The organism is Ancylobacter vacuolatus (genome assembly GCF_030813595.1).
GTDB classification, from domain to species: Bacteria; Pseudomonadota; Alphaproteobacteria; order Rhizobiales; family Xanthobacteraceae; genus Ancylobacter; species Ancylobacter vacuolatus.
In genome coordinates this window covers 1-22,632 of sequence record NZ_JAUSUH010000016.1, presented here as the reverse complement: position 1 = coordinate 22,632, position 22,632 = coordinate 1, and the positions used below count along the sequence as shown (strand labels likewise).

Annotated in this window: 18 protein-coding genes and 4 pseudogenes; 11 read left to right on the top strand and 11 right to left on the bottom strand. The window is 65.5% G+C overall.

What is annotated here, in order from left to right:
• Positions 1-55: 55 nt before the first annotated feature.
• Together J2S76_RS22710 and J2S76_RS22705 are read right to left on the bottom strand one after the other, a co-directional pair.
• Positions 56-1,555, bottom strand: a complete 1,500-nt coding sequence (locus J2S76_RS22710) for a tripartite tricarboxylate transporter permease (protein ID WP_307064358.1) — start codon at positions 1,553-1,555, stop codon at positions 56-58.
• Positions 1,555-2,016 (bottom strand): tripartite tricarboxylate transporter TctB family protein, encoded by a 462-nt coding sequence (locus J2S76_RS22705; RefSeq protein ID WP_307064356.1) that lies wholly within the window; start codon positions 2,014-2,016, stop codon positions 1,555-1,557. Before J2S76_RS22705 ends, J2S76_RS22710 begins: the two co-directional genes overlap by 1 nt.
• A gap of 90 nt (positions 2,017-2,106) precedes the next feature.
• Between J2S76_RS22705 and J2S76_RS22700 the strand changes: the two genes are divergently transcribed.
• The 9 genes from J2S76_RS22700 to J2S76_RS22660 are packed head-to-tail and all read left to right on the top strand — an operon-like array spanning position 2,107 to position 13,852.
• Complete coding sequence (locus J2S76_RS22700) at positions 2,107-3,090, top strand: Bug family tripartite tricarboxylate transporter substrate binding protein (protein WP_307064354.1); 984 nt, start codon at positions 2,107-2,109, stop codon at positions 3,088-3,090.
• A gap of 20 nt (positions 3,091-3,110) precedes the next feature.
• On the top strand, positions 3,111-4,442 hold the full coding sequence (locus J2S76_RS22695; RefSeq protein WP_307064352.1) for an LLM class flavin-dependent oxidoreductase: 1,332 nt from the start codon (positions 3,111-3,113) through the stop codon (positions 4,440-4,442).
• A 30-nt stretch (positions 4,443-4,472) separates the two neighbouring features.
• Positions 4,473-5,612, top strand: a complete 1,140-nt coding sequence (locus tag J2S76_RS22690; RefSeq protein ID WP_307064350.1) for an ABC transporter ATP-binding protein — start codon at positions 4,473-4,475, stop codon at positions 5,610-5,612.
• Positions 5,609-7,342 (top strand): ABC transporter permease, encoded by a 1,734-nt coding sequence (locus J2S76_RS22685; protein WP_307064348.1) that lies wholly within the window; start codon positions 5,609-5,611, stop codon positions 7,340-7,342. The genes J2S76_RS22690 and J2S76_RS22685 overlap by 4 nt, the downstream gene beginning before the upstream one ends.
• Positions 7,343-7,356: 14 nt before the next feature.
• Positions 7,357-8,916 (top strand): FAD-dependent oxidoreductase, encoded by a 1,560-nt coding sequence (locus tag J2S76_RS22680; RefSeq protein ID WP_307064346.1) that lies wholly within the window; start codon positions 7,357-7,359, stop codon positions 8,914-8,916.
• Between the two features lie 8 nt (positions 8,917-8,924).
• On the top strand, positions 8,925-10,313 hold the full coding sequence (locus J2S76_RS22675; RefSeq protein WP_307064343.1) for an LLM class flavin-dependent oxidoreductase: 1,389 nt from the start codon (positions 8,925-8,927) through the stop codon (positions 10,311-10,313).
• Positions 10,314-10,336: 23 nt separating this feature from the next.
• Positions 10,337-11,410 (top strand): ABC transporter substrate-binding protein, encoded by a 1,074-nt coding sequence (locus tag J2S76_RS22670; protein WP_307064341.1) that lies wholly within the window; start codon positions 10,337-10,339, stop codon positions 11,408-11,410.
• A 58-nt stretch (positions 11,411-11,468) separates the two neighbouring features.
• The gene (locus tag J2S76_RS22665; RefSeq protein WP_307064340.1) at positions 11,469-13,064 is read left to right on the top strand and encodes a rhodanese-like domain-containing protein; all 1,596 of its coding nucleotides are present in this window, start codon (positions 11,469-11,471) and stop codon (positions 13,062-13,064) included.
• Between the two features lie 23 nt (positions 13,065-13,087).
• Complete coding sequence (locus J2S76_RS22660; RefSeq protein WP_307064338.1) at positions 13,088-13,852, top strand: SDR family NAD(P)-dependent oxidoreductase; 765 nt, start codon at positions 13,088-13,090, stop codon at positions 13,850-13,852.
• Here the strand turns inward: J2S76_RS22660 and J2S76_RS22655 are convergent.
• From J2S76_RS22655 to bdcA, 9 genes and pseudogenes are all read right to left on the bottom strand, one after another.
• A pseudogene (locus J2S76_RS22655) lies at positions 13,849-14,136 on the bottom strand (integrase core domain-containing protein); the annotation flags it as partial. The gene J2S76_RS22660 and the pseudogene J2S76_RS22655 sit on opposite strands and share 4 nt — an antisense overlap.
• A 149-nt stretch (positions 14,137-14,285) precedes the next feature.
• Positions 14,286-14,579: pseudogene (locus J2S76_RS22650) on the bottom strand (IS66 family transposase); the annotation flags it as partial.
• Between the two features lie 2 nt (positions 14,580-14,581).
• Complete coding sequence (locus tag J2S76_RS22645; RefSeq protein WP_307064336.1) at positions 14,582-15,751, bottom strand: zinc-dependent alcohol dehydrogenase; 1,170 nt, start codon at positions 15,749-15,751, stop codon at positions 14,582-14,584.
• A gap of 97 nt (positions 15,752-15,848) precedes the next feature.
• On the bottom strand, positions 15,849-16,346 hold the full coding sequence (locus tag J2S76_RS22640) for a YciE/YciF ferroxidase family protein (RefSeq protein WP_307064333.1): 498 nt from the start codon (positions 16,344-16,346) through the stop codon (positions 15,849-15,851).
• 216 nt (positions 16,347-16,562) lie between these two features.
• Positions 16,563-17,585, bottom strand: coding sequence for an extracellular catalytic domain type 1 short-chain-length polyhydroxyalkanoate depolymerase (locus J2S76_RS22635; RefSeq protein WP_307064331.1), 1,023 nt, complete (start codon positions 17,583-17,585; stop codon positions 16,563-16,565).
• Positions 17,586-17,708: 123 nt separating this feature from the next.
• The gene (locus J2S76_RS22630; RefSeq protein ID WP_307064330.1) at positions 17,709-18,383 is read right to left on the bottom strand and encodes an HAD family hydrolase; all 675 of its coding nucleotides are present in this window, start codon (positions 18,381-18,383) and stop codon (positions 17,709-17,711) included.
• Positions 18,384-19,023: 640 nt separating this feature from the next.
• The gene (locus J2S76_RS22625; RefSeq protein ID WP_307064328.1) at positions 19,024-20,022 is read right to left on the bottom strand and encodes a sensor histidine kinase; all 999 of its coding nucleotides are present in this window, start codon (positions 20,020-20,022) and stop codon (positions 19,024-19,026) included.
• Positions 20,023-20,324: 302 nt separating this feature from the next.
• Positions 20,325-20,669 (bottom strand): annotated as a pseudogene (locus J2S76_RS22620) (IS66 family transposase zinc-finger binding domain-containing protein); the annotation flags it as partial.
• A 150-nt stretch (positions 20,670-20,819) separates the two neighbouring features.
• A complete protein-coding gene (gene bdcA / locus J2S76_RS22615; RefSeq protein WP_307064374.1) occupies positions 20,820-21,527 on the bottom strand; it encodes an SDR family oxidoreductase in 708 nt (235 codons plus the stop codon).
• Positions 21,528-21,606: 79 nt separating this feature from the next.
• Here bdcA and J2S76_RS22610 point away from each other — a divergent pair, with 79 nt between their 5' ends.
• Entirely contained in the window at positions 21,607-22,200 is a 594-nt protein-coding gene (locus J2S76_RS22610; protein WP_307064327.1) for a TetR/AcrR family transcriptional regulator, read from the top strand.
• Positions 22,201-22,297: 97 nt separating this feature from the next.
• Positions 22,298-22,496 (top strand): annotated as a pseudogene (locus tag J2S76_RS22605) (integrase core domain-containing protein); the annotation flags it as partial.
• Positions 22,497-22,632: the final 136 nt, after the last annotated feature.

Genomic DNA, 22,632 nt, shown 5'->3' with positions numbered 1-22,632 from the left:
TCCGGCCAGCATCCTATGCCGGATCATGACAAACGGTCATGCGACATCGCTCTCCTCACTCCACGAACACCTCCTCGCGACGCTTGCGCACCGAGGGCAGGACCGCCACGACCAGTAGGGCAGCCGTCGCCAGTAGCAGCGTCAGGCTGATGGGCTTTTCGACAAACGTCATAGGGTTGCCGTGCGCGACCAGCATGGCGCGGCGGAAATTCTCCTCCAGCATGGGCCCAATGATGAAGCTGAGCAGCAGCGGCGTCGGATCGCAGTCCAGCCGCGACAGCGCGTAGCCGAACAGCCCGGCGGCGAACAGCACCAGCACGTCGAAGGTCGAGTTGTTCACGCTATAGGCGCCGATGCAGCAGAACAGGATGATCGCCGGCACCAGTCGCCGGTAGGGGATGCGCAGGATCGACACCCAGATGGCGATCAGCGGCAGGTTGATGATCAGCAGCATCGCATTGCCGATCCACATCGAACACACCAGCCCCCAGAAGAGATCCGGGCGCTGCGTCACCACCTGCGGCCCCGGCGAGATGCCGTGGATCGTCATGGCGCCGATCATCAGCGCCGTCACCGCACCGGACGGCATGCCGAGGGTGAGCATCGGCACGAAAGAGGTCTGCGCCGCCGCGTTGTTGGCGCTCTCCGGCGAGGCCAGCCCTTCTATCGCGCCCTTGCCGAAGCGCTCGGGCGTGCGGGAAATCTTCTTCTCCAGCATGTAGGCGGTGAACGAGGCGAGCAGCGTGCCGCTTCCCGGCAGGATGCCCAGCACGGTCCCGACCCCGGTGCCGCGCAGGATCGGGAGCGCCGAAGCCTTCAGGTCCGCCCATTTCGGCCACAGCCCGGAAATCTTGTTGTTCAGCACCGAACCGTCGCCCGGCGTCTCCAGCGTGCGCAGGATTTCGGAGATGCCGAACAACCCCATCGCCAACGGGATGAAATCGATGCCGTCGCGTAGTTCCTGGATGCCGAAGGTGAAGCGCGCCTTGCTGGTTTCGACATCGGTGCCGATCAGCCCGAGCGACAGGCCGATCAGTACCATCACCAGTCCGTTCAGCACCGAGCCCTTGCTCATGACGATGACCGCGACGATGGCGAGCACCATCAGCGCGACATTCTCCGCCGGCCCGAACAGCAGGCCGAGCTCGGACAGCGTCGAGGCCGATCCGGCGATGAAGAAGGTCGAGACCGTGCCGGCGAACAGCGAGCCGATGGCGGCAATCGACAGCGCCACTCCCGCGCGGCCCTGCTTGGCCATCTGGTGGCCGTCCAGCGCGGTGATGATACCGGACGACTCGCCGGGCATGTTGACGAGGATCGCCGTGGTCGAACCGCCATACTGCGCGCCGTAATAGATGCCGGCGAGCATGATGAGCGCGCCGACGGCCGGCAGCTCAAAAGTCACCGGGAGCAGGATGGCGATCGTGGTCGCCGGCCCGATGCCTGGCAGAACACCGACCAGCGTGCCCAACAGCACGCCGATCAGGCACAGCAGAAGATTCTGCCAGGAAAGCGCGACATCGAAGCCGAGCGCGAGATGACCGAGCAGTTCCATCACAGGAAGTTCGGCAGGATCGGCAGCGGCAGGCCGAGCCCATAGGCGAACACCGCCCCGGCAATGGCAGCGAGCGAGCCCGCAAGCACCACGCGTTCACCCCAGCCCTCGCCCTGTTGCGCGAGTGAGGAGAAGAACACCGTCGCCGTGGCGCTGGCGAGCAGGCCGATCGGCTGGATCAGCAGCGCGAACGTCAGCACGCCGAAGCTGATGCTGGCTGCCCCACGCCAGTGAATCGGCGCTTCCGGCGCGGCATCGTCTGCGCGGGCGGGCCGGGCAAGCAAAGCCTTGATCAGGATAAGCACGGCCACCGCGAGCAGGCCTATGGCGACGGCACGGGGAATGAAGCCGGGTCCCATGCGGACCGCCGTTCCCGCCGGGAGATGGCTGCCGAAAGCCAGCAGAATCAAGGCAAAGGCGGTGGCGAGGCCGGCGGTGAGAACGTCGCGATTAAGGGGCACTGGCAATCTCCAAACTCATTAATCGATATTTTCTATAGACAATAAGAAATGTCAATTTAGGATCGCGGCGAATTACGGAGATTGTCAGCGATGAATGGTGTTTTCAGTCTATTAGCCGGCGCCGCACTGGCGCTGACGCTCGTCCCCGCTTCCGCCGACGAGGTGGATGTGTCGAAATACCCGCAGTCCCAGGTGCGCATCGTCGTCACCTCGTCGGCCGGCGCCAGCGCCGACGCGCTGACCCGGACGGTGGCCCGCGAGCTCGGAAAAATCTGGGGCAAGGACCCCATCGTCGAGAACGTTGCCGGCTCCAACGGCAATATCGGGCTGGAGCAGATCGCGCAGGGCAAGCCGGACGGGCTGTCGATCGTGGTCGGCGGCGACAAGGTCCCGCTCAACGCGATCTTCTTCGGCCCGGAGCTGAAGAGCGACCTGATCAAGGATCTTTCGACCGTCACCAAGGCGGTGTCGAACCCGCAAATCCTTGTGGTTCGCCCCTCGCTCGGCGTGAAGAACCTCGACGAATATCTGAAGTTGGCCCGCGAGAAGGACGGTACGCTCACCGTTGGCACGCCGTCCAATGGCGGCGCGCATCACATCGGCCACGAGCTGCTCGGCCAGCTTACCGGCACCAAATACACCTTCATCCCCTACAAGGGCGGCGCCCCGGCGGTGACCGACCTGCTTGGTGGCCATATCGACGCGGTGATCATCACGCTTGCCGCCGTTACCGAGCATGTGCGCGCCGGCCGGCTGGTGCCCATCGGCGTCAGCACCGCCAAGCGCTCGGCCGCCCTGCCCGACGTTCCGACCTTCCAGGAACAGGGCGTCAAGGACTTCAACATCGAAACCTGGCAGGGCTTCTTCGTCTCCGCCAAGACCCCGCGCCCTCTGGTCGAGAAGATCAACAAGGACTTCGTCGCCGCGCTGAATGCGCCCGAGGTGAAGGGCTTCCTCGAAGGCCAGGGCTTTGCCGTCGTCGCCTCCTCGGCCGAGGAGGGCGATGCCACCGTGCGCCGCGATTTCGAGAACTACAGCCGCGTCATCAAGGCCGCCAACATCAAGCTCGATTGAGCGTTTTCAGGACGACCGCCGTGACCAAACACATCCATCTCAACGTCTTCGTGCCGACCACCGGTCATCATGAGGCGTCCTGGCTCTACAGCGGATCACAGCCCGAACGCCTGACCGATGTCGATTATTACCGCGAGATCGCGGCAATCGCGGAGCGCGGCAAGTTCGACTCGCTGTTTCTTGCCGACCAGCTCGCCATCGGCCGCAGCGTGAAGCATGTGGCGCAGGGCAAGCTGGAACCGCTGACGCTGCTCTCGGCGCTGGCGGGCTCGACCTCGCATATCGGCCTGATCGCCACTGCCTCCACCACCTATTCCGAACCCTATAATCTGGCCCGGCAATTTGCCTCGCTCGACCATATCAGCGCCGGCCGCGCCGGCTGGAACATCGTGACGTCCTGGTCCGCAGAAGCCGCCGGCAATTTCGGGCTCGACCAGCGCAATTCGCACACTGACCGCTACCGCCGCGCGACCGAATATGTCGAGGTGGTGCGCAAGCTGTGGGACAGCTGGGAGGACGACGCCCGCGTGCTGGACCGCACGCGCGGCATCTATGCCGACACCGCCCGCATCCACGCCATCGACCATCAGGGTGAGGCGTTCCGGGTCCGAGGGCCGCTCGACATACCCCGCTCGCCGCAAGGCAACCCGGTGCTGGTGCAGGCGGGCTCGTCGGACGAAGGCCGTGGCTTTGCCGCGCGCTACGCCGAGGCCATCTTTACCGCGCAACAGGAGCTTTCCGAGGCACAGGATTTTTACGCCGACGTGAAGCGCCGCGCGCTGTTCTTTGGCCGGGACCCGGACGGCATCAAGATATTGCCGGGCCTGTCGCCGATTCTCGGCTCGACTGAAGCCGAGGCCCGCGCGCTGGAGGAAGAGCTCGACGACCTCACGCTTCCCGTCGTCGGCCTCAAGCATCTCTCGCAGCGCTTTGACGGCTTCGATTTCAGTGCCTTCCCTCTGGACGAACGCATCCCGATCGAGGCGTTCCCGCGCCCCGAGACGGTGCAGGGCGCGCAGAGCCGCTCACAGGTCATCCTCAACATCGTCGAGCGTGAAAAGCCGACACTGCGCCAGTTGTTGCGCCGCCTCGCCGGCGGGCGCGGCCACAAGGTGCTGGCCGGCACGCCGGATGTCATCGCCGACCATATCCAGCTCTGGGTCGAGCAGCGCGCGGCGGACGGCTTCAACATCATGCCGGCCTTCATGCCGGGCGGGCTCAGCGCCTTCGTCGACGAGGTCGTGCCGATCCTGCAGGCGCGCGGGCTGTTCCGCCGCGACTACACCGGCCGGACGCTGCGCGAGCATTACGGGCTGACCCGCCCCGAGAGCCGTTACGCCCGCTCAGCCTGAACCGAGACTGCGCCCAACCGGGATTTCGCGATGAACTTTTATTCCCCCGCCGCCCACATCTTGCCAGCTGTCGACGCTCAGCCCGCCCGGCTGGAGCTGCGCGACCTGCGAAAGAAGCTCGGCGATACCGCTGCGGTCAACGGCATCGATCTCAGGGTGGCCCCCGGCGAGAGCGTGGTGCTGCTCGGCCCCTCCGGCTGCGGCAAGACCACGACGCTGCGCATGGTGGCCGGATTCCTGCAGCCGGAAGGTGGCGAGATTCATCTCGATGGCAAACTCGCCTCCAGCGCCTCCTTCGCGCTGCCGCCGGAGAAGCGGCACCTCGGCATGGTGTTCCAGACCTATGCGGTGTGGCCGCACAAGACGGTGGCGGACAATGTCGGTTACGGCCTGGTGGTGGCCGGCAAGAAGCGCGCGGAGATCGAGCGCGAGGTCGCCGCCGTGCTCGATCTGGTCCAGCTCGGCGATCTCGCCAAGCGCTACCCGTCCGAACTCTCCGGCGGCCAGCAGCAGCGCGTGGCGCTGGCGCGGGCGCTCGCCACCAAGCCGACCCTGCTGCTGCTCGACGAGCCGCTCTCGAACCTCGACGCCTCGCTGCGGCAGGAGATGCGCTTCGAGCTGCGCGCGCTGCAAAAGCGCATCGGCATCACCACGCTCTACGTCACTCACGACCAGGACGAGGCCCTGGTTCTCGCCGACCGGGTCGTGGTGATGAACAAGGGCCGCATCGAGCAGGTCGGCACCCCAGAACAAGTCTACCGCACCCCCGCCAGCCGCTTCGTCGGCAATTTCGTCGGCACCGCCAACCTGCTGGAAGGAGCCATCGTCACGGTGGATCGCGCCGCCGGCCGGGTGTCGGTGGCGCTCGACGCGGGCGACATAGCTACGGCGCGCGCATCGGCCGGCTGGCTCGCCACGGCGACACCCGGACAGCGCGCGACGCTGCTGCTGCGCCCCGAGGACATCCGTTTCGACCGGCCGGAAAAGCCCGACCAGCAGACCGGCCTCGATGTGCAGTTCGTGTCGGCAGCGTTCCTCGGCAGCCGCTACGAACTTCAGCTCACCGCCAAGGACACGCCCTTACGCGTGCAGTCGCGCACGCCCGGCACCTTCACTGACGGCCGCGCCCGGCTCTGGTTTCGCCCGGACAGCGCCTGGGTGGTGGCATGAGCAGCGCCACCCTCTTCACCGATGACCCGCGCAATGTACCGGACAGCCCCGCGCTCCTGCAGAGGCTGTCCGGCATCCAGCCGGTGAAGCTTCTCGTCATCGGCTTTGCGATCGTCGTCCTGCTGGCTCTCATCGCCTATCCGCTCGCCTTGCTCATCGGCTACAGCCTCATTGATGCGCAGGGCAACCTGACCTTCGACACGTTCGAGAAGGCTTTCAACCGGCGCGGCATGTGGGCGGCGACGGTGAACTCCACCGTGCTGGTTGGCCTGGTGACGGCGGGTGCCTGCGCGCTCGGCATTCCGCTCGCCTGGATCGTGGCGCGCACCGATGCGCCCGGCAAGATTCTGGTGACGCTGGCGGCCGGCATCTCCTTCGTCATCCCGTCCTTCATCTCGGTGGTGTCGTGGATTTTCCTCGCCGCACCGAACTCCGGCTATCTCAACAAACTGGCCGTCGAGTATCTGGGCTTCACCCAGGCGCCGTTCAACATCATGAGCTTCGGCGGTCTCGTCTTCATCGAGATCATTGGCGTCTACCCGCTGGTGTTCTTCGCGGTCAGCGCGGCGCTGCATAATGTCGATGCCAGCAACGAGCAGGCCGCGCGCGTGCTTGGCGCGGGCCGGCTGCGCACAACGCTCACCATCACGCTGCCGCTGGTGCGGCCGGCGATCCTGTCCGCCATCATCCTGGTGATGCTGGACGCGCTTTCATCCTTCGGCGCGCCGGCGGCCATCGGCACGATGGCAAACTTCTCGGTCATCACCACCAAGATCTACGACCTGCTGAAATTCCCGCCGCAGTTCAACTATGCCGCTGCGGTGGCGATGCCCATCATGGTGTTCACCGCCGTCAGCCTGCTGATCCAGAAATACGCCGTCCGGGCGGAAAATTTCCGCACCCTCACCGGCAAGGCGACCTCCGCCCAGATCACCATACTCGGCCGCTGGCGTTGGCTCGCGGCGGGGTTCGGCATCGTCGTGGTTTTTGCTACCGCCGTACTGCCGGTCGGAGCGCTGTTGCTGCTCTCGGTGCTGTCCTCGTTCGGCACCGACGTCAGCTTGAGCAACCTTGTCACCAAGCATTACGCGCTGATCTTCGACGCCGATTTCGTCGCGCGCGGCTCCATCATCAACAGTCTGCTGCTGGCACTCGCCACCGCCACGGTCTGCGCCGGGCTCGGGCTGGTGCTCGGCTGGGTGGTAGAGCGGGTGAAGTTCTTCGGCCGCGAGGCCATCACCTTCCTCGTCATGATCGCCTATGGCTTTCCCTCCATCGCCTATGCGGTGGGAATCCTGATGGGCTACGTGAACCTGTTCTACGGCACGCTGACCCTCATCCTCATCGCCTATGCCGGCAAGTTGCTGCCAATCGCCTTCGTGCTGGTGCGCAACGGCATCCAGCAGCTCTCGACCGATCTGGAAGAGGCCGCGCGCATCTCCGGCGCCGGCTGGCTGCGCAGTGTACGCGACGTCACCTTCCCGCTGGTGCGCGGCGCGGTCGGCATCGCCTGGGTACTGGTGTTCTCGCTCAGCCTGCGCGAGCTGTCGATGTCCGCCATCCTCTCTCAGGCGGACACGCAGGTCATGCCCACCGTGGTGATCCAGTTCATCGAGGACGGCGCCATCGAGCTCGCCGCCGCGCTCTCCGTCGTCATCGTCACTGTCAGCCTCTCCATCCTCGGCCTCATCCGCTTCTTCTCGCGGAAGAAGACGGCCGTGGTCAGCTAGCCGGAATGCCTGCCATGCCTGTCACCACCTCCACCGCGCCCTTCGACGACGTCTGGGACGTGCTTGTCGTCGGCTTCGGCTTTGCCGGCGGCGCCTCGGCGATCGCCGCCCATGATGCCGGCGCGCGTGTGCTGCTGATCGAGAAGATGCCCGATCCGGGCGGCATCTCGATCTGTGCCGGTGGCGGTATTCGCACCATCGTCGAGCGCGCCGGCGCCCGCGCCTATCTGCGCGAGACGGTCGGCCCCGACGTGCCGGATGACGTGCTCGATGCGGTCGCCGCCGGCATGGCCGAGCTGGAGCCCTATTTTCGCGACCTCGCCACGGTGAACGGCGCGGAGATCGCGGTCCACCGGCGCGTCGCCAACTATCCGTTCGCAGGCAATGACGCCTTCGGCACGGTGGAGGTGCTCTCCATCCCCGGCTTCGATGCGCGTACTGAGTACCCGCAGGTGCGCGGCCGGCTGCGCGGGCCGAACGTGTTCAAGCTGGTGCATGACAATGTCCGGGCGCGCGGCATCGAGACACGCCTCAATACCGCCGCCGAGCGCCTGATCCTCGGGCCGGATGGCGAGGTGCTCGGCGCCGTGGTCCGCTCCAATGGCAAGGTGACGCGCATCGGCACACGGCGCGGCGTCATCCTTGCCTCCGGCGGCTTCGAGGCCGCGCCCGATCTGCAGCGTAAATACTGGCAGATCCGCCCGGTCCTTCCGGTCGCCACGCGTGGCAATACCGGCGACGGCATCCGCATGGCGCAGGCCGCTGGCGCCGACCTCTGGCACATGTGGCACTTCCACGGCTCCTACGGCTTCCGCCACACCGACCCGGCCTATCCCTATGGCCTGCGGGTCAAGAAACTGCCGGACTGGACGCCGCAGCTGCAGGAGCCGGACGTGCGCATGTCCTGGATCGTGCTGGATCGCCAGGGCCGGCGATTCATGAACGAGTACCAGCCCTATATCCAGGACACCGGCCATCGGCCGCTCGACCAGTACGACGCGCAGTCGCAGCGCTTCCCGCGCATCCCCGCCTTCCTTGTGGTGGATGAGGATGGACGCAAGCTCTACCCGCTCGGCCAGACCGTCATCAACGACCGCTCGGTCGAGCCCTATGAGTGGAGCGACGACAATCTGAAGGAGGTCGGCAACGGCATCCTGAAGCGCGCCGACAGCATCGAGGATCTCGCCGCGCTCATCGACGCCGATCCTACCGCGGTCGCGGAGAGCCTCGCGCGCTGGAACGCCTCGGTCGCGGCGGGGAAGGACGGCGACCACAACCGCCCGGCCGGGTCGCTATTCCCCGTGAAGAACCCGCCCTTCTATGTCGGCGAGCTGTGGCCGGTGGTCAGCAACACCCAAGGGGGGCCCGCGCATGACGCCCGCCAGCGCGTGCTCAACGCGCATGGCGAGCCAATTCCCGGTCTCTACGAGGCCGGCGAGCTCGGCAGCATCTGGGGCTTCCTCTATCTCGGCGCCGGCAATCTCGCGGAGTGCTTCGTCACCGGCCAGATCGCCGGCAAGGACGCCGCCGCACGGCAGCCCGCCGCCCTCCCTTCCGAACTCACAGCCGCCTGAGGTTTCCCATGACCAAGCTGATGGCGCTCGGCGCCTTTCTCTACCCCACCGGCCACCACGCCGCCGCCTGGCGCCACCCGCAGGCGCAGGCCGATGCCGGCATCAACTTCAAGCATTACGCCGAGGTCGCGCAGGCGGCCGAGGCCGCCAAGTTCGATATGCTGTTCCTGGCCGACAGCGCAGGCGCGCGCGGCGAAGACTGGGGCGCGCTGGCGCGCTTCTCCACCCATTATGTCGCGCAGTTCGAGCCGCTGACGTTGCTCGGCGCGCTGGCCGCCGTCACCGAACGCATCGGCCTCGTGGCGACCGCCTCGACCACCTATAACGAGCCCTACACGCTGGCCCGCAAATTCGCCTCCATCGACCATATCAGCGGCGGGCGCGCCGGCTGGAACCTCGTCACCTCGGGCAATGAGGGCGAGGCATATAATTTCGGCCGCGACCACCACCCCCCGCATGATGAGCGCTACCGCCGCGCCACCGAGTTCCTCGCCGTCACCGAGGGGCTGTGGGACAGCTGGGAAGATGACGCCTTCGTCCGCGACAAGGACAGCGGCGTCTTCTTCGATCCCGACAAGGTCTACAGCCTCGATCATCGCGGCGAATATTTTGGCGTGCGTGGGCCGCTCAACATTCCGCGCTCGCCGCAGGGCTGGCCGGTGCTGGTGCAGGCCGGCTCGTCTGAGGCTGGCAAGGCTCTGGCCGGCGCCTCGGCCGAAGTCGTCTTCACCGCGCAGCAAACCCTTGCCGACGCGCAGGCGTTCTACCGCGACGTGAAGGCCCGCGCCGTCGCTGCGGGTCGCTCCCCGGACGACGTCAAGATCATGCCGGGCATCTTCCCGGTGGTCGGCCGCACCGAGGCGGAGGCACAGGCGAAGTTCGAGGAACTGCAGAACCTCATCCACCCGGACGTAGCGCTCTCCATCCTTGAGCATCGCCTCGGAATTCCCCTGCGCCATCTGCCGCTCGATGGCCCGCTGCCCACCGACATTCCAGTCACCAACGCCGCGCAGAGCCGGCAGGTGCTGCTGCTGGAACTCGCCCAGCGCGAGGGGCTGTCGATCCTGCAGCTCGGCCTGCGTGTCGCTGGCGCGCGCGGCCACTGGCAGGTGATCGGCACGCCGGAGCAGATCGTCGACAAGATGGAGGAGCGCTTCCTCAACGAGGGCGCCGACGGCTTCAACGTCATGCCGCCCTATCTGCCCGGCGGCCTCACCGACTTCATCGAACTGGTACTGCCCGAACTGCGCCGGCGCGGGCTGTTCCGCACCGACTATGAGGGCCGGACCCTGCGCGAGCATCTCGGTCTCAAGCGCCCTGCCCGTCACCACAAGCACACCAAGGCGATCGACGCGGCGGCCGAGCACACGGCCGCGAAAACGTCCGCTGCCGCCTGACCCTTTGCCCCCTGGAGACTGACATGACCCTCAATAAGAGAACCCTGCTGAAGGGCGCTGCCGCCGCGCTGCTCGTCGCGGGCTCGCTCGCCACCTCGTTCGCCCCCGCCCGCGCCGACACGCTCCCCGAACGCTTCAAGGACCTCTACGAGGCCGCGAAGAAGGAAGGCCAGGTGGTGTTCTACACCTCCTTCCGCCAGGAGACGAGCACAGCGGTGCTGGAGTTCTGGCGCAAGACCTTCCCCGATGTGAAGTTGAACATCGTCCAGAAGCAGACGCTCGACCTGATCCCGACCATCGAGGCGGAGAAGGCGGCCGGCCGCACCAACCCGGATCTGGTGTTCATCAGCCAGCGCTTCATTCTCGACGACTGGAAGAAGCGCGGCTATCTCGTGCCCTACAAGGTGCGTGACTTCGACAAGATCGGCGGCAACTACAAGGATTCCGAAGGCACCTACCTCGCCACCGCCGCTACGCTGCTCTCGGCCGCCTACAACCCCAAGGCCTTCCCCGACACGTCGGTGCTGCCGAAGAAGATCGCCGACTTCCTCGACCCGAAGTGGAAGGGCAAGATCGTGTTCTCCGATCCGCGCTCGGCCGCCTCGCAGCTCACCTGGTTCCAGACGCTGCTGGCCCACAAGATCATCAACTGGGACACCATCAAGGGGTTCGCCAAGCAGGACTTCCTGTTGACGCGCGGCAATGCGGAATCGGTCCGGCTGCTGGTTGCCGGTGAGCGTGACCTGTCGCCGCTGATCTCGTCGCAGAACGTCATCACCGCCAAGGAGCGCGGCCAGAGCATAGAGGCCTATATCCTCGAGGATGGCGTGGTCACCAACGAGAACTACCTCGCCATCTTCAAGGGCGGCCCGAACCCCGCGGCCGCCAAGCTGCTGGAAGAGGTGCTGACCAGCGCCGAGGGTCAGGAACTCGTCGCCAATGCCGGCTCCTACATCCCGACCCACCCCGACGCCAAGACGCCGGAAGGCCTGCCCAAGCTCGCCGACCTGAAGATCATCGTCTCGGACCAGGATATCGGTGGCGAGGCCTCGACGAAGTTCCTCGAGCAGTTCGACGCGGTCTTTAACCGCCAGTGACCACCCCGGGCCCTTCCGCACGCCGGAAGGGCCTTTTTCCTGACAGGTCAAGAACACGATGAGCGCCCATTTCCCCCGCATCGACGCGGCCGCCCTCCACACCACGCTTCTGGGCGACACCGAGATCGCCCTGCTCGACATACGCGAGGAAGGCGTGTTCGCTAGCGCGCACATCCTCACCGCCTCGAACGCACCCCTCTCCCGCTTCGAGCGCATCGTGCCCGCGCTGGTGCCGCGCCGGGCCACGCCTCTCGTTCTGGTGGATGATGAGGAGACGCTCGCGGCCCGTGCTGCCGAGATCCTGAGCAAGCATGGCTACGAGGACGTCTCCATCCTGCGCGGCGGCGTGCCGGCATGGAAGGCCGCAGGCTTCGAGCTGTTCGCCGGCGTCTATGTGCCGAGCAAGGCCTTTGCTGAATTCGTCGAGGTAGAATACGCGACCCCACATATCGACGCCCACGAACTGCAGGCCCGCCGCGCCGCCGGCGAGGACATCGTTCTGCTCGATAGCCGGCCTTATGACGAGTACAACTGGATCAGCATTCCCGGCGCCATCAATTGCCCCGGCGCCGAGCTGGTGCTGCGTGCCAGCGAGGTCATTCCGTCCGACGAGACGCTGGTGGTGGTGAATTGCGGCGGACGCACCCGCTCGATCATCGGCGCGCAGATCTTGATCGACGCCAGCCTGCCCAACCGCGTGGTGTCCCTCAAGGACGGCACACAGGGCTGGCATCTGGCGGGCCTGGACGTCGCGCGCGGCCAGGACCAGATCGCACCAAAGCCCTCTCCCGAGACCCATGACTGGGCACGCAAGGCCGCCGAGGCTCTGGCCACGCGCCTCAACGTGCCGACCATCGGCGCGGCGACGCTCGCCCGCTTCGAGGCTGAGCGCGGCGACATCACGCTCTACCGCTTCGACGTGCGCGGGACTGACGAGTACCGTCACGGCCATCGCCCGGACTTCCTCTCGGCCCCCGGCGGGCAGTTGGTGCAGGCCACCGACACCTATATCGCCGTGCGCGCTGCGCGCATTGTGCTGGCCGACAGCGATGGCGTGCGGGCCCGCACCACGGCGGCATGGCTCGCACGGCTCGGCTTCCCCAATGTCTATGTGCTTGACGAGAACGCCGCCGTGGGCCGCGTCGAGACCGGCACCTCTGAGGAGATCGTTCTCGGCCTTGATGGAGCCAGCGCCGAGACCGTCACCGCCGCCGAACTCTCCGCGCTTCTGGCGCAGGGCGACATCATTGTGGTGGACCTCGCCACCAGCCGGCAGTACCGCACCGGCCACATTCCCGGCGCCTGGTTCGCCGTGCGCGGCCGGTTGGCGACGGATGCGTCGAAGCTGCCCGTCGCGCCGCTCTACGTCGTCACCTCGCCCGACGAGGTGATCGCGCGCCTGGCGGTGGCCGAGCTGGCGCAGGCGACCGGTGCCGTGGTGAAGCTGCTGGCCGGTGGCACCGACGCCTGGAGCACGGCCGGCCTTCCGCTGGAGACCACGCCGGAGAACCTCGCCTCCCGAACTGATGACGTGCTGCTCAAATCCTTCGAGCGCCGCGAAGACCGTGAGGCGGCGATGCGGGAATATCTGCGGTGGGAACTCGACCTGGTCGAACACGTGCGCCGCGACGGCACGCTGCAGTTCCGCCTCTGACATCAACGGGCATCGGTAGAGATATGAGTTCGCATCAGCAAAAGTCACTTCACGGCAAGGTCGCCCTCGTCACCGGCTCGGCCCGTCGCATCGGCCGCGAAAGCGCGCTGCTGCTGGCGTCAGAGGGTGCCCATGTCGTGGTCCACGCCAAGACGTCCAGGGACGAAATCGATGCGGTGGCCGACGAGATCCGCGCGGTCGGGGGCAGCGCCAGCACGGCGCTCGCCGACATCACCGATGAGTCGCAGGCGCAGGGACTCGTCGACGAAATCGTCGCGGCCCATGGCCGTCTGGATATCCTCGTCAACAACGCCGCCATCCGGCGCGAGACGCCGTTCGCGCAGATCAGCCTGGCCGCGTGGCGCGAGATCAATTCGGTGATCGTCGAGGGCGCCTTCCTCGTCACCCGTGCCGCGATCCCGCACATGGTTCGCCACGGCTTCGGCCGCATCGTCACCATTGGCGGCGTGAGTGCGCATTCCGGTGTGTTCCACCGCGTCCATGTCGCTACCGCCAAGGCAGCGTTGGTCGGCTTTACCAAGGCGCTAGCGGTTGAGTTCGGCGAACATGGCATCACCGCCAACCTCGTCGTCCCTGGCCGCATCGGCGGCAACCGCTCGGCGACCTCGGGCGCCGGCGGCGCGTTTCCGGGCGGTGGTCATTTGCTGGTCGGGCACGAAGGCGAGCCGCGCAACGTCGCCGAGTTCGTGCGCATCCTCGCCCTGCCGGCCGGTAGCTTTACAAGCGGCCAGACCATCCATGTAAACGGCGGAATGTACCTGCCCTAGATGCTCAGTCCCGGCATTTGATGGATCGGATCGAGCGTGAATCGTTCCGGCTCTGAAGTCCAGCACTTGCAGATAAACTCGCAGGGAGTGAGCCCCTTCAATGTCTTCAGTCTCCGGCCAAAATTGTGGGCGCTGACGAAGTCTTCGGTGGGGTTTGAGCTGATCATGGCTGTCGTGTGATAGCGCTTGAAGGTGGCGTCCTTGATCGTCGGGTTTATCCGCTCGACCTGCCCGATGGTCCATGGATGGTTGATCTTGGTGAAGCGGTGCTCGATGCCGTTCTCGCGGCAGCGTATCGCGAACATGTGGGTGATGTAGCGAGCCGTCGTACCGTTGGCATAACGCGGCGGGACGCGGAACTGGACGCCGTTGTCGGTCAGGATTGCGTGGATCCTGTAAGGCACGGCGGCGATCAGGGCGACCCAGGCAAGGCCGAGGCAGAACGCTCCTGCGGGGTGCGGCCACGGATATCAGCCTCGACGCGATTGGGGTCGGCGATGCGTAGCGGGGCTTCTCTGGCGATCGGCGCGGGGCCGGTCTGGCCAACTCGTAGAAGCGCCGCCGAACATGCGTCCAGCGAACGCCAGGCTGACCGCGTTGCGCACGGCCAACCTCTTGGAGACGCCATAGCGATCGACCTGCAGGATGCCAGCAACCCATCGAGATGAGCGATCAGTCGCTCACCTTTGCGGTCGGGGGTATAGACATAGGCGACGGCGGGCGGCTCCCTCAAGGTTTGAGCACCACCTTGATGCAGCCATCGTGCTTGTCGCGGAACGTCTTGTAGAGATCAGGGCCCTCTTCCAGCGTGGCCCGGTGGGTGATGACGAAGGACGGGTCTATCTCCCCCTTCTGGATCCGCTCCAGCAGCATGGGCAAATAGTGTTGCACCGGCGTCTGGCCCATCCGGAACCGCAGGCCGCGATTGATCGCCGAGCCCATCGGCACCTTGTCGAGAAAGCCGCCATAGACGCCGACAATGGAAACGGTGCCGAAGTTCCGGCAGCAATGGATCGCCTGGCGCAGTACATGCGGGCGGTCGGTGCCCATGAACAGGGCGGTCTTCACCCGGTCGATGACGGAATCGGCGCTGGCCGTGGCATCGGCCTCGGTGCCCACGGCATCGATGCAGCCATCCGCCCCGCGCCCATGGGTCAGCTCCATGATGCGGTCATAGATGTCCTCTTCGTGGAAATCGAGAGTCAGCGCGCCGCCGGCCCGCGCCAGCGCCAGACGCTCGGGCACCGTGTCTATGGCGATCACCCGCTCGGCGCCGAGCAGGAAAGCGGAGCGGATGGCCATCTGCCCGACCGGACCGCAGCCCCATATGGCGATGGTATCGCCGGGCTGGATGTCGCAGAACTCCGCCGCCATGTAGCCGGTGGGGAAGATGTCGGAGAGGAACAGCGCCTGCTCGTCGGTGAGGGAGTCCGGCACCTTGATCGGGCCGACATCGGCATAGGGCACGCGCAGATACTCGGCCTGTCCGCCGGCATAGCCGCCCAGTAGATGCGAGTACCCGAACAGCCCGCCGGGCGAGTTGCCCCATAGCTTGGCCGCCTTCGCACGGTCGGGGTTGCTGCGCTCGCAGCCGGAGAAAAAGCCACGCTTGCAGAAGAAGCACTCGCCGCAGGAAATGGTGAAGGGCACGACCACGCGGTCCCCAACCTTCAGATTGCCGACGCCGGCGCCGACTTCAACGACTTCGCCCATGCTTTCATGGCCGAGCACGTCGCCATGCTCCATGCCGGGGATGATGCCGCCATATATGTGCAGGTCCGACCCGCAGATCGCGCAGGCCGTGACCTTGATGATGGCGTCGCGGCCATCCTCGATCGTGGGATCGGGCACGCTGTCGCAGCGTATGTCGCCTTTGCCGTGCCAGGTCAGCGCTTTCATGGGGATCCTCAGGGGTCAGGGACGAGGCTTGTCACGTGTGGGCGGCAAAGTTTCGGAGAGAAGCGGGCGCCAACCGTCCGGCTGGCGCTCGCATTCCTCACGCGGCCTTGAGGGCCTTCTGGTTGGCGACCTGGTCTGCCAACGCCGACAGGCTGTCGTCGGTCATCGACTCTTCCTTGAGCGTCGCGTCCAGCAGCTTGACGGCATCCTTCATGCCGAGCACTTGGGCCCAGCGCTTGAGCGTGCCGTAGCGGGCGATCTCGTAGTGCTCCACAGCCTGAGCGGCGGCGACGAGACCGGCGTCGAGCGCGGGCTGGCCCTTGAATTCTTCAAGGATTTCTTCGCCTTCCTCAAGGATGCCCTCGATAGCGGCGCAGGTCTTGCCCTGCGGGCGCTTGCCGATCAGCTCGAACACCTGCTGCAGCCGCTCGATTTGGCCTTCCGTCTCGTCGCGATGCTTCTCGAACGCCGCCTTGAGTTCCGGCGACTGCGCGCCGCGCGCCATCTTCGGCAGCGCCTTCAAGATCTTGCGCTCGGCGTAGTAAATGTCCTTGAGGGTCTCGTGGAAAAGGATCTCGAGGGTTTTTTCGGCCATGACGGTCTCCATGAATGATGCCCCAGGCCCCAGCCGAAGAACCGCTTGAAGAACGCATCGTTCCCGCCGGCTAGACAGGCTATGCTGATACCCTCCAGGTATTGCGAGCGTCGTTCCGGCACCCCGCCACCGTGAGATCGCGGACGTGCCAAGGAACCATCGTGGCCGCGCTTATGCGAACGTCGCATAAACTCACCTCGACACACATGCCGGGTGTCAAATACCGTGATCGCCGCCCTCTACCGCGAGCAAATCCCACGCGCGGGCGATGTTCAGGGTCGAGGAAATCCCAACATCGAGGAAAAAGGGTCCGGCAATACCCCGACCGGGCGCGCGCCCAGCGGTGCGGATCGGCGTACCGTGGGCCATGCCGATGACGCGATGCTCCTCCACCAGCGCATGCCCGGAGGCATCTGACCATATCCGATGACCAGCTGTGCCCGGTTCAGGCATCGACACTATCGACCCATCGATCCCATGCACGTCCAGCCATTGTGCGATAATCGCATCGGCATTGGCGGGGACGACTGTGGTATCCGCGCTCCCGTGCCAGACCGACATGCGCGGCCACGGGCCTTCGTGATTGGAGGCGGCGCGTACCCGGCCGCCCCATTCTTGCGGTGTTCGGCCGCTGGGGTACCGCATGCACTGCACCGCCTGTAACCCGTTGAAGGCCCCGCCATAGGGCAAGCCGGCAATGATTGCTCCGGCGGCGAACACCTCTGGATACGCGGCGAGCATCACATTGGTCATGGCACCGCCGGCCGAGAGACCCGTGACGAAGACGCGGTTTCGGTCGATCCCTTGGTTGGCGATCATGTCTTCGGTCATTTGCCGGATAGAAAGCGCCTCGCCGTCGCCGCGGCCAATGTCGCCCCGACGGAACCACGTGAAGCAGGAGTGCGGATTATTCTGCGGCTGTTGCTGGGGAAACAACACCGCAAAGCCTTCGCGTTCGGCAAGTGCGGACCATCCGGAACCGCGATCATAGCCTTCCGCCGTCTGGGCCCAGCCATGCAGCACCACCACAAGCGGCGATGCCGGCCGCAGTCCAGACGGTGCGTACCAGAACATGCGCAAGGCGCCGGGGTTAGACCCGAATCCCTCGGTCTCGCGCAGCCAGCGATTAGGAACCCCGCCACCAGGGGAAGGTATGGCGCGGCTGTCCAAAACGGCATTGCGAGAGCGCGAAGGGCCGAAGCGACGCCCGTTGATTGCAGCGACTGTGAAGCCTTCCATCGTTACGGCATAGACCGTCGATCGGACAACGCTCCGCGGGCTGCAATGTTGCATTGCAACATCGTCCGATTTGCTGCGAGGGAACGCCGCTCCGCGGGTGGGGTAAGATGCCGACAGTGCCGGCTAGCGGCGGCCGCCAACCTCGTCCAGATGCTCCAGCAACTCCTCTGGGTCTTCGAAAACCCGATAGGCCCCGGCCTCGCGCAATTCGGCAACGCCGTATCCGCCGCAAAGCACGCCGATACCCAAAGCGCGGCACCGCTGCGCCGCGAGCATGTCCCAAATGCTATCTCCCACCACGACGGTGTTTTCGATCGGGACATTGAGTCGGGCGGCGGCGGCGAGGAAGAGGTCGGGGTCCGGCTTGGCGTATTTCACGAGGTCCCGCGTGACCACAGGTACCTGCGCCGGCTCCACGCCAAGCGCCGCGAGATTGCTTGCGGCGGTCTCCATACGCCCACTGGTGGCAATTGCCCAGGGGATGCCCCCCTCCGTGAGCGCGGCCAGAAGTTCCCGTGCGCCGGGCAGCGGCGTCACAGTCGCGCTAAGTCGGCTGTAGGCGGCTGCGTGGCGCAGGCGCAGGCGCTCGCTCGCCTCCGGATCGATGTCGAATCCAGTCTCACGCAGCAACTGGTTGGCGAACAGCCCCCCGCTCATCCCGATTTTTCGGTGAATGCGCCAGACCGAAAGATCGATCCCCTCCGCGTCAAGAGCTTCCTTCCAAGCGGCAACATGCTGATAGACGCTGTCGACAAGCGTTCCGTCGAGATCAAAAAGGAAGGCGGTATCTTGGCGCATTGAAATCCCGGGTTGAAATAGAGAAATGACAAATGGCGGAACGTCTATTTTAGCGAGGCATGGCAGAATTCATCATCGGCAGCCCCCGGGGTGTTACCTTTCGACTGTTCGATCCGCCGTTCCGCATAAGCAATCCGTTCCGGTGGCGCAGGCGTGCGCGCCGCTTCGTCGTCGGTACCGAGAGGAGCCGCAGCCGGATCGGGGAATGCAACCTTGTCTCGAGTCTGCCGCTGTCGATATCCTGGCGCAGCCGGTCGACGGTCATTATGGTCCCCTTTGAGTAGCAATACCGGGGATGCCAACATTGTTCCGGAGGCTGGTCTGGCGGACATTGCCATCATGCCCAGTGCTTTCTTGTTGCCTGGCTGTCGAGCTCGGTGAACGCATATGTGGCGCATCGCACGGAGCCGCGTCCGCTTGCTGGATAATGTGGGTGCGCCGTCGCCGCGAGCCTGAGACGCACCGGAACAGGTCTTACGTCGTGGGCTCGGCGTTTAGCGTGGTCGCTGCGATATGGGCGCCTCTGCTCCGGTATTTCGACTCATCAATCCGGCAGTTGTCACCGAGCATGGGCCTGACCAAGCGCGTGTCCAAGCGGGCCGGACAGACGTCGCGTGTGGCGGGGGCATGAACCATCCCCTCAAGTCGCGAGTCTTTCAGCGTTCATCGTCAGTGTCACGATGATGCCGTCATCCGACCAGTCAGTCTTGATAGAGCCCCCGAGTTGGCCGGTCACACTGCGGTTCAGGAGTTTCGTGCCGTAGCCTTCATCTCCCTTGTTCTGCACGGGAGGGCCGCCACGCTCGGTCCACACCATGCACACCTCCTCGTCGGTCGAGGTGCCGGAGATATCCAGCAGTCCCGATGCCACCGAGAGGGCGCCGTATTTGAGCGAATTGGTGGCCAGCTCGTGGATAGCCAGCGCAAGGGTCGTTGCGGACTGCTCGCCGATGCCCATGCGCGGCACGGCAACACGGACACGCCCGCTAAACGCTCCGGAATCCTCATAGGGTGCCAGCAGAACCGCGATCAGGTCGCCCAGAAGAGCGGCCTTTCCCTGGTTCGCAGCCAAAGGTCGGACAAGGTCATGCGCCCGGCCGAGCGCCGTCAGGCGCTGCGTGAGCTCCTTTGCCATCTGCTCGACGGACGTGGCCGAACGAGAGGTCAGGCTGGTGAGGCCCGAGGCGATCGCAAGCAGGTTCTTCACCCGGTGGCTCATCTCACCAGCGAGCAGTTCGTGGCCCTCTTCCGCCTGCTTGCGCCCGGTCACATCAAGAAAAACGCCCGACATCTGGCCGCGATGCACTCCCTCGTCATTGCCGAGGCCGCGTGCAGAAATCCATCGGATCTCGTGACCCAGCAGAATGCGGAAGTCGATCTCGTAAGCTCCGACCAAGGCGCGGGTCGCGTTAAAGGCGGCACGAACCCGGTCTCGGTCCGCCGGGTGAATGCGGGAGGACAGGTCTTCGAACGTCACGTGGCTGTCCTGCGGCAGGCCCCACAAATCGAACGCCCGCTCGTCCATCACGAAACTGTCGGTCTCGATGTTCCATGACCAGAGGGCGACGCCCGAGGCGTGAAGGGCCCTCTTGAGATTCTGCACCTCCCAGAGAGGATGACTTTCGTCGCTGAACGGCATGGTGACCTTTCGAGAGAGCATGCGGCAAAACATAGAGCGGCGAACTCATCTGGGGTACCCGTCTTGATAGCCGCCGTTCACATTCTCAGGGCAGCCTTGGCCTATTTCCATCTTCGCGCCTTGATCCAATACAGAACCGGAAGAACCCTTCGTGCGAGGGGTGTCCAAATACGGAATCGATGGACGCCCCGGCCAACCGCCAATGCCGCTGCCTTCCCCAAGTCGCGCGGACGCTCCCCCTCGGAGGTCTCACCACCCCTTGAGCGCCGCATCTGCCAGCACGCCCGCTGAAGGTCGCGGCTGCCCTCGCGAGCATAGCGTTCGCTCTGCCGGTTGAGCGGCTGGCGCTGTCCGAACTTCTCGAACAGCACGATGGCCAGCAGGTTCAGCCCGGCCTGGCCGCGCGGGATGACGTGGAATGGCGCCGGCGGTTGGGTCACCGCCTCGCAGGCCCGGCAGGAGAAGCGCTCGCGTGCCTTCTGGATCACCTTCCACTGGCGCGGGATCACCTCCAGCGTCTCGGTGATGTCCTCTCCGAGCTTAACCAGCCGGCAGTAACCGCAGCACGGGCAGCTCTCCCGCGCGGCCACGACGACACGCTCGCGCGGGAGATGATCAGGGAACGGCTTGCGTGTGGGACGCCTGCGGACCAACGGCAAACGGCCCCGTTTGCGCCGTTGCGTTGGTGATGGGGCCCACCCATGGCGAGGACCGACGGGGGGCGGAAAGCGGTCGGTCCGCTTTCCGCCTTTTGAGTCAGAAAGCGGACCGTTTCCTCACGGATTGAAGGAGAGCTGCTAAGCGCCGAAGGCCCCGTCGATCGTATGCATGGCCCCGGTCACGAAGCCCGCTTCCGGGCCGGCGAGCCAGGCGACCATGGCGGCGACTTCCTCGGGCCGGCCATGGCGTTTGATCGCCATGAAGCTGTGCATGAGGTCCCGCATCGGTCCGTCCGCCGGGTTGGCATCGGTGTCGATGGGGCCGGGCTGCACGACGTTGATCGTGATGCCGCGTGGCCCGAAATCGCGAGCCAGACCCCGGGCCAGTCCCTGAAGGGCGGACTTGCTCAGCGCATAGGAGGCCATGCCGGGCACGGGCATGCGGTCGCCGTTCACCGAGCCGATCACGACGATCCGCCCGCCCGACGGCATGTGCCGCGCCGCCTCGACCGAAGCATGGTAGGGCGCATGGACGTTGACCCGGAACAGGCGGTCGATTTCGTCGGGGTCCTGGTCCAGCGCATCGCCGAAGATCGCGAAGCCGGAATTGACGACCATGACGTCGAGCGGACCGCTTTCGCGCACGGTCGCAATCACCGCGTCCCGGTCGGCGCTGTCCGTTCGAAGGGTCCGGCTTCCGGTCTCGGCGGCCAGCGCCTCAGCCGCGGCCTGCGAGCCGCTATAGGTGAAGGTCACGGTTGCACCCTCGGCCGCGAAGCGCCGGACGATCGCGGCGCCGATCCCTCGACTCCCGCCCAGAACCAGCACCGTCTTGCCTTGAAACATCGTCACGTCCGCCTCCTTGAGGAATAAGTTATGAGGCGCTACATAAATAGACACCATCTGGGCGTCAACGAGTTATGTAATGTCGACTATAAAAATACCGCGCTCGCGCGGACGGCCCCGCGGCTTCGACCCGGAGCAGGCGGTCGCCGCCGCCGCCGATCTTTTTCGCGCCCGTGGCTTCGATGCCGTAAGCGTCGCCGATGTAATCGATGCTTTGGGCATCAAGCCGCCGAGCTTCTATTCCGCCTTCGGCAGCAAGCAGGGGCTCTATGCGCGGGTGCTGGAGCGTTACGCCGCGGTCGGAGCACTTCCACTCGCCGATATTCTGAGACCCGAGCGTCCCGTGGCAGACAACCTGACGGCGCTATTGGATGCAGCGGCCCGCCACTATGCCGCCGATCCGAAGGCGGCCGGTTGTCTGGTGGTGGAAGGCACCCGCTGCAACGATGCACAGGCCCGCGAGGCGGCTCTGGCCTACAACCTTGCGGTGGAAACACAGATCCGGGACCACATTGCGGAGCGCCATGCGGCGGAAGCGGCGGCCCTGACGGACTTTGTGGCGACGACCATGTTCGGCCTGTCGGCCAAGGCACGCAACGGCCACGGACTCGACCAGCTTCTTACAACGGCACGGCTGGCGAGCTCGGCTATCCAGTGCGCGCTGATGGGGTAGGCTCGGTTCGAACGACCGCTTCTGGTCGCAAGATGCAACGAGGTGGATGTCTGCGACGGCGTCGCAATCAGTCGTCGAGACCTCCCCGCTTGCAATGGCATCTAACGGCCGCTTCCAGAGTGAGTGCCTGAACACGCACTGGTTCCTGACGCTTGCGGATGCGGCCGAAAAAGATGGAGGCTTGGCTCAGACACTACAACGAGGATCGGCCGCATGGGGCCATCGGCCACAAGCCCCCGATCTCGCTGCAGAACCCCGGCGGCGTAGCCAGCCACCGCCGTGAAGCAATGACCTGAGACCCTGATCCTCCTCCAGATTTAGGCAGAGTCCGTCGATCATTGATCCGCCCCCATTCTTTGGACCGCCGGAGGCTAGAGTTTCCGGCCTGTTTCACGGCGGTGGGCTGGCGGCACCGCCGGGGTTCTGCAACGT

What these genes read in the sequence shown, in the direction of transcription:
- J2S76_RS22710 (WP_307064358.1), bottom strand. Translation starts at nt 1,555, where the DNA reads ATGGAACTGCTCGGTCATCTCGCGCTCGGCTTCGATGTCGCGCTTTCC.
- J2S76_RS22700 (WP_307064354.1), top strand. Translation starts at nt 2,107, where the DNA reads ATGAATGGTGTTTTCAGTCTATTAGCCGGCGCCGCACTGGCGCTGACG.
- J2S76_RS22690 (WP_307064350.1), top strand. Translation starts at nt 4,473, where the DNA reads ATGAACTTTTATTCCCCCGCCGCCCACATCTTGCCAGCTGTCGACGCT.
- J2S76_RS22685 (WP_307064348.1), top strand. Translation starts at nt 5,609, where the DNA reads ATGAGCAGCGCCACCCTCTTCACCGATGACCCGCGCAATGTACCGGAC.
- J2S76_RS22680 (WP_307064346.1), top strand. Translation starts at nt 7,357, where the DNA reads ATGCCTGTCACCACCTCCACCGCGCCCTTCGACGACGTCTGGGACGTG.
- J2S76_RS22675 (WP_307064343.1), top strand. Translation starts at nt 8,925, where the DNA reads ATGACCAAGCTGATGGCGCTCGGCGCCTTTCTCTACCCCACCGGCCAC.
- J2S76_RS22670 (WP_307064341.1), top strand. Translation starts at nt 10,337, where the DNA reads ATGACCCTCAATAAGAGAACCCTGCTGAAGGGCGCTGCCGCCGCGCTG.
- J2S76_RS22665 (WP_307064340.1), top strand. Translation starts at nt 11,469, where the DNA reads ATGAGCGCCCATTTCCCCCGCATCGACGCGGCCGCCCTCCACACCACG.
- J2S76_RS22660 (WP_307064338.1), top strand. Translation starts at nt 13,088, where the DNA reads ATGAGTTCGCATCAGCAAAAGTCACTTCACGGCAAGGTCGCCCTCGTC.
- J2S76_RS22645 (WP_307064336.1), bottom strand. Translation starts at nt 15,751, where the DNA reads ATGAAAGCGCTGACCTGGCACGGCAAAGGCGACATACGCTGCGACAGC.
- J2S76_RS22640 (WP_307064333.1), bottom strand. Translation starts at nt 16,346, where the DNA reads ATGGCCGAAAAAACCCTCGAGATCCTTTTCCACGAGACCCTCAAGGAC.
- J2S76_RS22635 (WP_307064331.1), bottom strand. Translation starts at nt 17,585, where the DNA reads ATGGAAGGCTTCACAGTCGCTGCAATCAACGGGCGTCGCTTCGGCCCT.
- J2S76_RS22630 (WP_307064330.1), bottom strand. Translation starts at nt 18,383, where the DNA reads ATGCGCCAAGATACCGCCTTCCTTTTTGATCTCGACGGAACGCTTGTC.
- J2S76_RS22625 (WP_307064328.1), bottom strand. Translation starts at nt 20,022, where the DNA reads ATGCCGTTCAGCGACGAAAGTCATCCTCTCTGGGAGGTGCAGAATCTC.
- bdcA (WP_307064374.1), bottom strand. Translation starts at nt 21,527, where the DNA reads ATGTTTCAAGGCAAGACGGTGCTGGTTCTGGGCGGGAGTCGAGGGATC.
- J2S76_RS22610 (WP_307064327.1), top strand. Translation starts at nt 21,607, where the DNA reads ATGTCGACTATAAAAATACCGCGCTCGCGCGGACGGCCCCGCGGCTTC.